A 12,128-nucleotide genomic window follows, 5' to 3' on the forward strand; every position below is an offset into this window, starting at 1 on the left:
ATCACTTTATTGCCCTTAACACTACTTGCGTATAAAAAGCGTATCTTTGCGCTAATACCCGTCGATTTACGGTTTTGATTTATTAGACACTCTTCAGAATCCGCTTAATGCTTCGCGTTAGCACATATACATTACAAACATTACATGTCATTCGAAAATTTAAATTTAATTGAGCCTATTTTAAGGGCTTTAAAAGCAGAGGGTTATACTAACCCAACCCCTATACAAGAACAAGCTATACCTTATATATTACAACACCGCGACCTGCTTGGCTGCGCGCAAACAGGTACCGGTAAAACAGCAGCGTTTGCTATTCCTATTTTGCAGTTATTGTTCCTGGATAAGCAAAAACATAAGGAGCAAAAACAGATAAAGGCGCTTATACTTACCCCAACCCGCGAGCTGGCTATCCAGATAAGCGAAAGCTTTACCGCATACGGAAAGAATACAGGCCTAAAAAACCTGGTTATTTTTGGTGGAGTATCGCAAAACCCGCAGGTTGATGCCTTGCGCTGTGGTGTAGATATCCTGATAGCAACCCCTGGCCGTTTGCTGGACCTGATGAACCAGCGCTATGTACACATCGATCAGATAAAGATGCTGATACTTGATGAAGCCGACCGCATGCTGGATATGGGTTTTGTTAATGATGTTAAAAAAATAATTGCAAAAGTGCCTGTTAATAGGCAAACGCTTTTCTTTAGTGCTACGATGCCTAACGAGATCCAGCACCTTGCCGATAGCATACTTCAAAAACCGGCAAAGGTAGAGGTTGCCCCGGTATCGTCAACTGCCGATACCATCCAGCAATCGTTATATTACGTTAGCAAAAGCGATAAGCGTTTATTGCTTAACCATATTTTAAAGGATAAGAATATTAAAACAGCGCTGGTGTTTACCCGCACCAAGCATGGTGCAGATAAGGTGGTTAAAGACCTGGTACGCGCGGGCATTACCGCCGAGGCTATCCACGGTAATAAATCGCAAAACGCGCGTCAGCGTGCATTAACCAACTTTAAGAACCGTACTACACGTGTGCTTATAGCTACAGATATTGCCGCCCGCGGTATTGATATTGATGAGCTTACCCACGTAATTAACTACGAGATACCAAACATCCCCGAAACATATGTACACCGTATTGGCCGTACCGGCCGCGCGGGTGCAAGCGGCATAGCCTTTACCTTTTGCGATGGCGAGGAGGAGATAGATTACCTTAAAGATATTCATAAACTGATAGCTAAAGAGATTCCCGTTGAGTTGGGCCATCCATACCCGTTAAGCTACGAAGCTATGACGGCCAAAATGATGAGCAAAGCCAAGAACGGCACCCCCAAAAAGCCAGTTTCGGCAGGTGGCAGGCATGGCGGCGGCAATAAAAGGGCCGGCGCTGGCGGCAGGCCGGCGGGCCATCGTGGTAGCGGAGGTGCAGGCAATAGCCGTGGCGGTGCCGGCGGCATGAGCGGTGCAAGCAGGTCGTCATCAGGCCGTAGATAGTCTGTTTTAAAGATTAAAGAACAGAGGTTGGAGATTGGTTGTTGCTAATTTTCAACCTCTTTTTATTTTCCTTATTTTCAGTGCATAATCTTTAATGTCTGGCCTTTAATCTCTTTTTTGCTATCACTAAATTATATTTGCAACCTTCAAAGAAATTAAATAGCTTTAAAGTGAAATTTGAACCCAAGCAAATGAAACGCCTTTTAGACCTTATCAAGAATAAGTTTTTCCTGGTTACGGTGGCTTTTATGGTATGGATGACCTTTTTTGATAAGAACGACCTGTTCTCTCAGTACGATTATCATCAGCAACTAAACAAGTTAAAGCAGGAAGAGGCCTTTTATAAAACCGAAACAGATAAGGTAAATAAAGACCTGTCTGAACTTACATCAGATAAAGCAAAGCTGGAAAAATTTGCCCGTGAGAAATACCTTATGAAAAAAGATAACGAAGACGTATTTGTTATTGTGCACGACAGCAAAAAGTAAATATAGCTATTTCCTAAAGTTGTTATCGTAAGTAATCTATTTAGCAAACCCGCTTGCTTTCCAGCCATTATCTATCATCCGGTACAGATCTTCAAAAGAGCATTTTAAAGTTACGGCACTTATGCTAACAGGCGAGCCATACATCCTGTAATTCATACTTGCTGTTCGTCTTGCAAGGGCATTTGGTTGCCGGTGAATATAGCCTTCCACATCCTCTACTTTCACCATAATAAGTTTTTGGCGGTTAACGTGTATGATAGATAGACCTGTTATATCTGCCCAGGGTATAAATCCAACTGAGAACATACTGGAGTTGTCTACTATCCCGTTGGCATCAATAACAAATCCGGGACGAGTGTCAAACAGTTTATTTACGATGAATAACACCCCTATGCCAAAAAATACGATAGAAAGATAGCCTATAATGGTAATTAGAGTGGGGCTTCTCCGAAATATTTCGGGGTTTTTGATAAACCAGATGCCGGCAGCCACAAAAAGCACCGAGCCTATGAGTAGCATTATCATCTTTATCTTACTAAGTGGTATCTCGTTAATTCCATTTGCATCCTGGTTCATAGCATACTTTATTAAATGCTATTGTAACCGCACCGGGCAAAAACTGTTTTATTTAACCTTTACAAATTACACTTCACAACCTTCTCTACAAGCCTTTTGGCCCAGGTTTAACAATTTGCCTTGTATGGCATTTACAGTTTTGTTGAGCTGCGTTGCTGCCATTAACCAATAATCACTAATTAACCTTTTATCTAACCACTAATTAACTAAATTACTTACCTTTGCGGCTCAAAAATTCCCTGTTGTAATGAGTCATTCTGTTCAAATAAAAAACGCGCTGATTTCTGTTTATTACAAAGACAACCTCGAGCCTATAATTCATGAGTTGAACCGCCTTGGTGTGAAGATCTATTCTACCGGTGGTACCGAAACTTTTATACGTGACCTGGGTGTTGATGTTATTGCTGTTGAGGACCTTACGTCGTACCCATCAATACTTGGTGGCCGTGTAAAAACCCTGCACCCAAAGGTGTTTGGCGGTATCCTTGCCCGCAGAAGTTTTGACAGCGACGAGCAGCAACTGGCCCAATACGAAATACCCGAAATTGACCTGATAATTGTTGACCTTTATCCTTTTGAGGAAACGGTAAACTCTGGTGCAGGCCAGGAGGATATTATAGAGAAGATAGATATTGGCGGCATCTCATTAATTCGCGCAGCGGCCAAGAACTTTAAGGATGTTGTGATATTGGCTTCTAAAGACGATTACAGCGAACTGGAGGAGATCCTGAAAACGCAGGGAGGAGCAACCACTATTGACCAGCGCCGCCGCTTCGCCCAAAAAGCATTTAATATCTCATCAAACTATGATACGCACATTTTCCAGTATTTTGACCAAAGCGAGCCGATGCCGGTTTTTAAGCAGAGCATCCAAACCAGCCAGGTTTTACGTTACGGAGAAAACCCGCATCAAAAAGGAACGTTCTACGGTAACCTGGAGGCCATGTTTACTAAATTAAACGGTAAAGAGCTGTCATATAATAACCTTGTTGATGTTGACGCTGCCGTGGCCCTGATAGATGAGTTTACCGAGCCTACCATTGCTATATTAAAGCATACCAACGCCTGCGGTATTGCATCGCGCCAGCACATTAAACAAGCCTGGATTGATGCATTGGCCTGCGACCCGGTGTCGGCCTTTGGTGGTGTTATCATTGCTAACGATGAAATTGATGCCGCTACCGCGACAGAGATTGACAAGATATTTTACGAAGTGTTAATTGCCCCTGCTTTTACAGATGAAGCGGTGCAGATATTGTCGGCTAAAAAGAACCGTATTGTATTGATACGTAACCGTGTTGAGTTACCGCTTAAGCAATTTAAAACATTACTTAACGGTGTAATTGAGCAGGATAAGGATAACGTAGTTGAAGGCCCGGCGCAAATGACAGCGGTTACCGACAAAAAAGCTACCGAGCATGAACTGCGCGACCTGCACTTTGCCAATAAGGTGGTTAAGCACACCAAATCTAACACCATTGTATTTGCTAAAGACAATCAGTTAATGGCAAGCGGTGTTGGCCAAACTTCACGTGTTGATTCTTTGAGACAAGCTATTATTAAGGCAGAAAGTTTTGGTTTTGACCTGAAAGGCGCTGTGATGGCATCTGACGCTTTCTTCCCATTCCCTGATTGTGTGGAGATAGCAGCCGATGCAGGTATCACAGCCGTTTTGCAGCCGGGTGGCTCAATAAAAGACCAGGACTCTATTAACATGTGTAACCAAAAAGGTATTGCGATGGTTACTACAGGTGTCCGTCACTTTAAGCATTAATGGTAGTGATTAAAGGTTAGTTAATTAGGTGTTAGGCTTTAGTAATCTAAAAGGGACTAATCCTCAATCTTTAATTAACTAATCTTTAACAACCAATACGAATTATTAAAAATTAGAGTTATTAATTACTAATTTACACGAATACAGCGCCCGTGTTATTTGGCGCCTATTACAGTCTTATTTTAAATTCCAGCTTAATTAGAAATAACACCAAATGGGTTTATTCAATTTTTTCACGCAAGAGATAGCCATTGATCTGGGTACGGCAAATACCCTTATCATACATAATGATAAAGTTGTTGTTGATGAGCCATCTATTGTGGCTTTTGACCGTACAACAAACAAAGTAATTGCCATTGGCCGCCAGGCCATGCAAATGGAAGGTAAGACCCACGATAATATCCGTACCGTTCGCCCGCTTAAAGATGGTGTAATTGCCGATTTTAACGCTGCCGAGTTAATGATACGCGGTATGATAAAAATGATAAACCAGGGCAAAGGATGGTTTTTCCCATCATTGCGTATGGTAATTTGTATCCCATCGGGTATTACTGAGGTAGAGAAGCGCGCGGTACGCGATAGCGCCGAAATTGCCGGTGCCAAAGAAGTTTACCTGATATATGAACCAATGGCAGCTGCCGTAGGTATTGGTATTGATGTGGAAGAGCCTATGGGTAACATGATCATTGATATTGGTGGTGGTACTACTGAGATCGCGGTTATTGCCCTTTCTGGTATCGTGTGCGACCAGTCTATCCGCGTAGCTGGGGACAATTTCGATTCTGACATTGTACAGTACATCCGCCGCCAGCACAACATCATGATAGGCGACCGTACTGCCGAGAAAATAAAAATTGAAGTAGGTGCCGCTCTTCCTGAACTATCAGAACCACCTGCAGACTTCGCCGTACAAGGCCGCGATTTGATGACAGGCGTACCTAAGCAGATCACCGTATCGTACACCGAGATTGCGCATTGCCTTGACAAATCTATCTCAAAAATTGAGGAAGCGATATTAAAAGCATTGGAGATTACCCCGCCCGAGCTTTCTGCCGATATTTACCAAACTGGTATTTATTTAACCGGTGGTGGTGCATTATTACGCGGGCTTGATAAACGTGTAGCTGCAAAAACAAAATTACCAGTACACGTAGCCGAAGACCCGCTTCGTGCCGTAGTACGAGGTACTGGCACAGCCCTTAAAAATATAGGTAACTTTAAGTTTTTAATGCAATAATTGATAATTACTGAATTAGAGATTTAGTGAATTAGTGATTGAAAAGGTCTTAATTCACTAAATCACTAATTCACTAAATCACTCCTTCAAAGCATGCGTAACCTCCTGATATTTATCACCAAGTACAACGCATTCTTCCTGTTTCTTATTTTTATGATAAGTTCGCTTATCATTTATATCAAGTACAACTCTTTTCAAAAGGCATCTTTCATCAACAGCACTAATCAGGTTACAGGTAACTTATACGCCCGGGCTGATGAGCTTAAAGGTTATCTTTCTTTAAAAGAGGTTAATGATAAACTTGCGAAAGAGAACGCTGCGCTGCGTAACGAGTTGCGCTCGTCGAAATATGTCGACACGGTTTCTAAGCATCAGGTTGCCGATTCTGTTTACAAGCAGCAGTATGTTTATATCCCGGCGCAGGTTATCAGCAACTCTGTTAACAAGCGTAACAACTATTTAACCATTAGCAGGGGTAGTAAAGATGGTATTGCTAAAGGCATGGGCGTAACATCTGCCGATGGTGTTGTGGGCAAAGTTGTTTTTGTAGGTGAGCACTTATCTATCGTGCAATCGTTGCTGCATAAAGATTCGCGCTTTAGCGCTATGCTGGCTGCGAACAAAGCTATAGGGTACCTGCAATGGGGCGAAGATATGGACCCGCATAAAGGGTTGCTGGTTGACGTATCAAACAATGCCCAGCCAAAGATCGGTGAGCTGGTTGTAACATCAGAGCTATCACTGTTTCCCGCCGGCATCCCGATTGGTAAGGTAAGTAAGCTGAATGCTAAAGGCGGCGGTTTCTTCCTGAATATGGAAGTCGCCCTGGCGGTTGATTTTAGCAAACTGGAGTATGTGAATGTAGTGATCAACAAGTTTGCACTTGAGCAAGCTACTTTAGAAGCACAGGAGAAAAAAGCCGATGAGTAGGATCCTGATCATAAATTTTATCCGTTTTGTACTGCTGGTGCTGCTACAGGTTTTCCTGCTGAAAAATATTTCGCTTTATAACCTTTCCACACCATATCTATACATTCTTTTCATACTGTTATTGCCTTTTGAAACGCCAAACCTTGTGCTTTTTGTGCTGGCATTTATACTGGGTTTAACCATTGATGCTTTTTATGACACACCTGGCCTGCATGCCGCATCCTGTACGTTGCTGGCTTTGGTACGTGTGCTTTTCATCAGTATAACCGTACAAAAAGATGGCTTTGATAACGAGCCGGAGCCTACATTAAGCATAATGGGTTTCAGGTGGTTTTTTACGTACGCGCTTATCCTTACACTTTTTCACCACTTTTTCCTGTTCAACCTCGAAGTTTTTAGGTTTGATGAGATAGGATACACACTAAGCCGTTTTTTATTCAGTTCAATATTTACAGTATTTTTGATGCTGGTTTCGGGCTTATTGTTTTTCAGAAAGAAAGAGCGTAAATAAATGAATAATTTTTTTGAGCGCAGGTACGTTATAGCGGGCATTTTTATCGCATTGATATTGGTGTTGCTGGCCCGTTTGTTTTATATACAGGTGGTTGATGATAGGTATGCTTTATACGCCAGCCAAAATGTTGTACGTAAGTTTGTTAAGTATCCAGCCCGCGGCCCCATTCTTGACCGTACCGGAAAAATTATGGTACAGAACGAGCCCGTTTACGATATTACCGTTGTACCCAAACAGGTAAAAGCCTTTGATACGGTCGAGTTCTGCAAGTTGCTGGGTATAGACCGTGAAGGCTATGATAAGCGGATGACCAAGGCCCGCAAGTATTCGCCATACCGCACCTCTGTTTTCGAGAAGCAGGTAACGGTAGAACAGTACGCCGCCTTTCAGGAACGCTTGTCGGAATTTCCTGGTTTTGATACGCAGCAAAGATCATTACGAAATTACCCTGATACCGCAGCCGCGCAGTTTCTGGGTTATATTGGCGAAGCTACTGATGCCATAATCAAAAGATCGAACGGGTACTATAGTCCGGGCGATTATGTGGGGATAACCGGGGTGGAAAAATCTTATGAAACTGTTTTGCGTGGCCAGCGGGGTGTAGAGAACATCATTGTAGATTCTCGTAACGTACGCAAGGGAAAATATGCCAATGGCGCTTTCGATACCGCGGCAGTAGCCGGCGAACGCCTTATCTCGTCACTTGATATGACCATCCAAAAACTTGGCGAAAAGCTCATGCAAAATAAGGTAGGCAGTATTGTAGCTATTGAACCATCAACCGGCGAGATATTATGTTTTGTAAGCAGCCCAACGTACGATCCAAACCTGTTAGTTGGCCGCGAACGCGGTAACAACGCCGCAAAACTATACAAAGACCCATACAAGCCATTTTTTACGAGGCCGGTACAGGCATATTACCCACCGGGCTCATCTTTTAAACCTTTAAGCGCGCTCATAGCCATGCAGGAAGGTGTGATAACGCCTTCCACCGTATATCATTGCTCGGGGTATTATCAATCGGGTAACCGCCGTATAAAGTGTTTTCAGGGCGAGGTACATGGCGATGTAAACCTGGCAAGCGCTGTGGCACACTCCTGCAACGGTTACTTCGATATGGTTTTTGAAAGGTTAATTAACCGTAACGGTACACGCCAAACCGATACCTCGTATAATTACTGGCGCGGAAACGTAGCCAAATTTGGCCTGGGCGGGAAGCTTGGCCTCGATCTGCCTGCCGAAGGCAGGGGCAACCTGCCAAAAGCATCCTACTACGACAAAGTATATCATAAAGGTGGCTGGCGTTCCAGTACCGTAATATCATTAGGTATTGGGCAGGGCGAGTTGCTGGCTACGCCGCTTCAACTGGCCAACATCGAGGCTACTATAGCCAATCATGGCTATTATTATAAGCCCCATCTGATAAAAGCGATAGGCGAGAAACAGGTCATCAAAAAAGAATACACTATACGTAATTATGTGGGTGTCGACTCGCAATATTTTGAACCGGTTATTAACGGTATGCAAAGCGTGGTTGATTTTGGTACCGCGAAGGGTTCAAAGATACCGGGTATTATAATGTGTGGTAAAACAGGTACTGCCGAGGTTAAGAACCAAAAAGACAATTCGGTATTTGTGGCCTTTGCCCCGCGCGATAACCCAAAGATAGCTATTGCTGTTGTGGTAGAAAACTCGGGCCAGGGCGCTACCTGGGCCGCGCCAATTGCCAGCTTTATTGTAGAAAAATATTTGCGCGGCAGCATTAGCAAAAGGGCATCTAATATTACCCCTGACTATTATATAGGGAAAAACTTGTTGCCCGATATTGTTGTAAAGCCTGCTGATAAAGCAAAGCTAAAAGCCGACAGCATTAAAAAGGCTACTGCTGACTCCCTCAAAAAGGTAGCTGCCGATTCTTTAAAAAGACTTAAATCGGCACAAAATAAACCGGTAAAGAAAACCACGGATAACAAGCTAACCGCCATGCTGCCAAACAGGAGGGACGATGAATAATCAACGCAGCTTTTTCCTGAATGTAGATTGGTTAACGGTATTGCTTTACCTGGCGCTATGTACCATTGGCTGGTTCAATATCCATGCGGCGGTATATGATGAGAACCATCAAAGCATTTTTGATATGGATACCGAGTACGGTAAGCAGTTCATTTTCATCGTATCTGCTTTAGTTATAGGTATCGTTATACTTTTACTCGAGAGCCGGTTTCTCTCGGCCCTGGCACCGTTTATTTACATAGTTACGGTGTTGCTGTTGCTATTGGTATTGGTAGCAGGGCATAATGTAGGCGGTAACCAGGCATGGATAGATATGGGTGGCGGCTTTAGACTGCAACCATCGGAGTTTGCCAAGTTTGCTACCTGTTTGCTCCTGGCGCGATACCTGAGCGCTACCAATGTAAAGGTAACCGATCCTAAATCATTCTTAATAGCAGGGGGCATTATCCTGCTACCTATGGTGCTTATCAAACTACAACCCGATGATGGCTCTACCCTGGTATTTTGTTCGTTGATATTTGTGCTTTACCGGGAAGGTTTGTCGGCCTATTTCCTGGTAATAATCGGCCTTTTGGCCACACTGTTTATATCCTCACTGTTGTTTAACGCCTGGTACATTATTATTGTAATGATTGTTGTGCTGGCCCTGCTGTTATTTATGTTTGGCCGCAACCGCAAATTTGCGACAGGGTTAATTATAGGATTTGTAGTAGCGGTTGGCTTTGTTTTTGCCGTTAAGCCACTTTACCAGCACGTGCTAAAACCGCATCAGCGTGTGCGTATAGATGAAGTTTTAGGGCTGAGTAAAGACCTGCGTGGAGTTGGTTATAATCAAAACCAATCCAAAATTGCCATAGGCTCGGGCCGGGTATGGGGCAAGGGCTATTTGCAGGGCACCCAAACCAAATACTCCTTTGTGCCCGCTCAAAGCACCGACTTTATATTTTGTACCGTAGGCGAGGAGTGGGGGTTTGCAGGTTCGGTGGTGGTGCTGGGCTTATACCTGTTCCTGCTGCTGCGCATTATTGTAATTGCCGAACGGCAGCGCGCGCCGTTCTCGCGTATATATGGTTACGGCGTAGCATCCATTATATTTTGCCACGTGGTAATCAATATAGCCATGGCTATTGGCTACATGCCGGTAATTGGTATCCCGCTGCCATTCATCAGCTATGGCGGTTCGTCGTTGTGGAGCTTTACAACATTGTTGTTTATCCTGCTTAAATTAGATTCCAGCCGAATGGGTTTATCTACAGACAGGTATTAACAAGCAAAGGCAATGTTTACGCGTAACGCCTTTTTAGCAAAGCGTAAAACTTATCCATCGTAGCTTTTTTGCCTTCCCAGTTGTTTTTGGTAACGTAGTTGGTTTTAAGAAAACGGTCGGCTTCTTCAAAGCTGGTAAAACGGTTCACAATTTCAATGGCTTCGCTGTAGGCAAGGCTGTAACCGTTAAACAAGTCTTTTACAAAAAGTAATTTATCGTTAAGGCTAATGGCCGCTTTAATATCCTTTATAGGCGCTTCGGCGGGCTCGGCACTTGTTGATAAATAATTGTTTTTCAGCTGTGCCGACATCCTTTCGTTAAACGAGAGCGGCTTGGTTTCGTTAACAGCTTCGGGTGCAAATATCGGTGCCGGTGCTGGCTCTTCTTTAGCAACCTTTGGTGTATTATCAATAACCGGCTCGGGGTTGGTTGGCACTACGTTTGGTTCTTGCGTTTCATCCTCAGTGTTGATGATCTCTCCATCAAGGATGCTCTCCATAGTAACCGCGTTTGTTTTAGCCGTTTCTGTTTTAAGGGGCAGCTCGATTGGTGCATCATCTTCCTCGTCCCAGTCATCAGCTTCGTCAAGTATCAGGTCGTGCTTAATAATTTGGGGTTCCTCGCGTTCAAACGAGTAGCTGTCTTTATCATCACTACCTGTTAAAGTTATTTGTGGTGTGGGCTGTTCATCCTCAACAGGGGTAATTTCTATCTGAACAGGCTTTTGTTCTATCGGTTTTTCAGGTTTAAACGGTGTGCGTTCTACCATCGGCCTTGCCTGGTGCACAAGCGGCTCAAAGTATTTTGGTTCATCGTTGCCAGTTTTTATTTCAGATACCGGCGGCTTTACTGGTTCCGGCTTAACCGGCTCGGGCCTAAGCTCAGCGGGTTTGGGCAGCTCAATCCTTTTCTCTTCTACATGCTGCGGCAATGTATGCTGTTGCTGGGCTTGCTGCTGGCTAAGTTTTTTTAAAATCTCGGCATGGTTTATTAAGAAGTGCGCGTTAGATATAAACAGTTCCAGTTCCAGGTCAAAAATGGCGCCCGTGGTTGTTTTAAGTTCCTCGTAATGCTCATTAAGTTCTTTTAAAATATCGCCGGTCTTTCTAAATACTTCCTGCTGCTTCATGGCTTTAATGTTAGGAAATTGCTTACCAAAAATAGCATAAAATTCTGATATTAGCCCCTCACTAAAGTTTGAGAGATTGTACACCGAGGAAGTTTTTAAGAGGCGAAATGAAGTTGGCGGGAGTGTTGAAGTTGTCTGTGGGTCAATGTTTTCGGGCAAGACCGAGGAGCTGATAAGGCGGGTAAACCGCGCGCGGATAGCAAAAGTTAATGTAGAAATTTTTAGCCCGGTGGCCGATACGCGCTACGATAAAAGCGCCCTGGTATCACATAATCTCAATTCCATCCCTTCAAAAGCAGTTGGCAAAGCAGCCGAAATTTTGCCTTTGGCCGGCCACATACAGGTAGTTGGGATTGATGAGGCTCAGTTTTTTGACGATGGCTTGCCGGAGGTTTGCCAAACTCTTGCCAATGCCGGTATACGGGTAATTGTGGCCGGTTTAGATATGGATTTTAAGGGACGCCCTTTTGGTACCATGCCACAGATAATGGCTATGGCCGATTCGGTAACCAAGCTACATGCCGTGTGTGTGAAGTGCGGGCAGCAGGCCATGTATTCGTACCGCCTGGTACCCAACGAAAGCCAGATACTTTTGGGCGAAAAAGAAAGCTACGAGGCCCGGTGCAGGAACTGCTTTAACCTGGACGGAAGCATATAAGCCACTGCACAACTTTTGCAGGTTGGTAGAGCAATTATCTTAGCT

The 12,128-nt window shown here is 43.9% G+C and carries 11 protein-coding genes; 9 read left to right on the top strand and 2 right to left on the bottom strand.

Translation table 11 applies throughout. From position 1 onward, the window contains the following. Positions 1-144 precede the first annotated feature (144 nt). Positions 145-1,497: a DEAD/DEAH box helicase gene (locus ACFQZI_RS12495; protein WP_377142911.1), complete on the top strand. Its 1,353-nt coding sequence runs from the start codon at positions 145-147 to the stop codon at positions 1,495-1,497. A gap of 191 nt (positions 1,498-1,688) precedes the next feature. Then, on the top strand, positions 1,689-1,985 hold the full coding sequence (locus ACFQZI_RS12500) for an FtsB family cell division protein (RefSeq protein ID WP_377142913.1): 297 nt from the start codon (positions 1,689-1,691) through the stop codon (positions 1,983-1,985). Positions 1,986-2,021: 36 nt separating this feature from the next. On the opposite strand, the gene ACFQZI_RS12505 is transcribed toward ACFQZI_RS12500, so the two are convergent. After that, positions 2,022-2,561 carry an STM3941 family protein gene (locus ACFQZI_RS12505; protein ID WP_377142915.1) on the bottom strand — a complete coding sequence of 180 codons (540 nt, stop codon included), beginning with the start codon at positions 2,559-2,561 and terminating at the stop codon, positions 2,022-2,024. Positions 2,562-2,808: 247 nt separating this feature from the next. Between ACFQZI_RS12505 and purH the strand changes: the two genes are divergently transcribed. The 6 genes from purH to rodA all read left to right on the top strand — a co-directional run bounded on the left by purH (position 2,809) and on the right by rodA (position 10,296). Beyond that, positions 2,809-4,335 (top strand): bifunctional phosphoribosylaminoimidazolecarboxamide formyltransferase/IMP cyclohydrolase, encoded by a 1,527-nt coding sequence (gene purH, locus ACFQZI_RS12510; protein ID WP_377142917.1) that lies wholly within the window; start codon positions 2,809-2,811, stop codon positions 4,333-4,335. A 214-nt stretch (positions 4,336-4,549) separates the two neighbouring features. After that, complete coding sequence (locus ACFQZI_RS12515; protein ID WP_067054626.1) at positions 4,550-5,572, top strand: rod shape-determining protein; 1,023 nt, start codon at positions 4,550-4,552, stop codon at positions 5,570-5,572. Between the two features lie 93 nt (positions 5,573-5,665). After that, positions 5,666-6,502, top strand: coding sequence for a rod shape-determining protein MreC (mreC, locus tag ACFQZI_RS12520; RefSeq protein ID WP_377142919.1), 837 nt, complete (start codon positions 5,666-5,668; stop codon positions 6,500-6,502). Beyond that, a complete protein-coding gene (gene mreD, locus ACFQZI_RS12525; protein WP_377142920.1) occupies positions 6,495-7,013 on the top strand; it encodes a rod shape-determining protein MreD in 519 nt (172 codons plus the stop codon). Before mreC ends, mreD begins: the two co-directional genes overlap by 8 nt. Then, complete coding sequence (gene mrdA, locus ACFQZI_RS12530; RefSeq protein ID WP_377142921.1) at positions 7,014-9,029, top strand: penicillin-binding protein 2; 2,016 nt, start codon at positions 7,014-7,016, stop codon at positions 9,027-9,029. After that, entirely contained in the window at positions 9,022-10,296 is a 1,275-nt protein-coding gene (gene rodA / locus ACFQZI_RS12535) for a rod shape-determining protein RodA (protein WP_377142923.1), read from the top strand. Before mrdA ends, rodA begins: the two co-directional genes overlap by 8 nt. 16 nt (positions 10,297-10,312) lie before the next feature. On the opposite strand, the gene ACFQZI_RS12540 is transcribed toward rodA, so the two are convergent. Continuing rightward, complete coding sequence (locus ACFQZI_RS12540) at positions 10,313-11,425, bottom strand: hypothetical protein (protein WP_377142924.1); 1,113 nt, start codon at positions 11,423-11,425, stop codon at positions 10,313-10,315. Positions 11,426-11,501: 76 nt separating this feature from the next. Between ACFQZI_RS12540 and ACFQZI_RS12545 the strand changes: the two genes are divergently transcribed. Further along, positions 11,502-12,083, top strand: a complete 582-nt coding sequence (locus ACFQZI_RS12545; RefSeq protein WP_377142925.1) for a thymidine kinase — start codon at positions 11,502-11,504, stop codon at positions 12,081-12,083. The last annotated feature ends 45 nt before the right edge of the window (positions 12,084-12,128 follow it).

This window comes from Mucilaginibacter lutimaris (assembly GCF_042676625.1).
Classification (GTDB): domain Bacteria; phylum Bacteroidota; class Bacteroidia; order Sphingobacteriales; family Sphingobacteriaceae; genus Mucilaginibacter; species Mucilaginibacter lutimaris.

Coding starts and splice junctions, on each gene's coding strand:
- ACFQZI_RS12495 (WP_377142911.1), top strand. CDS start 145: ATGTCATTCGAAAATTTAAATTTAATTGAGCCTATTTTAAGGGCTTTA.
- ACFQZI_RS12500 (WP_377142913.1), top strand. CDS start 1,689: ATGAAACGCCTTTTAGACCTTATCAAGAATAAGTTTTTCCTGGTTACG.
- ACFQZI_RS12505 (WP_377142915.1), bottom strand. CDS start 2,561: ATGAACCAGGATGCAAATGGAATTAACGAGATACCACTTAGTAAGATA.
- purH (WP_377142917.1), top strand. CDS start 2,809: ATGAGTCATTCTGTTCAAATAAAAAACGCGCTGATTTCTGTTTATTAC.
- ACFQZI_RS12515 (WP_067054626.1), top strand. CDS start 4,550: ATGGGTTTATTCAATTTTTTCACGCAAGAGATAGCCATTGATCTGGGT.
- mreC (WP_377142919.1), top strand. CDS start 5,666: ATGCGTAACCTCCTGATATTTATCACCAAGTACAACGCATTCTTCCTG.
- mreD (WP_377142920.1), top strand. CDS start 6,495: ATGAGTAGGATCCTGATCATAAATTTTATCCGTTTTGTACTGCTGGTG.
- mrdA (WP_377142921.1), top strand. CDS start 7,014: ATGAATAATTTTTTTGAGCGCAGGTACGTTATAGCGGGCATTTTTATC.
- rodA (WP_377142923.1), top strand. CDS start 9,022: ATGAATAATCAACGCAGCTTTTTCCTGAATGTAGATTGGTTAACGGTA.
- ACFQZI_RS12540 (WP_377142924.1), bottom strand. CDS start 11,425: ATGAAGCAGCAGGAAGTATTTAGAAAGACCGGCGATATTTTAAAAGAA.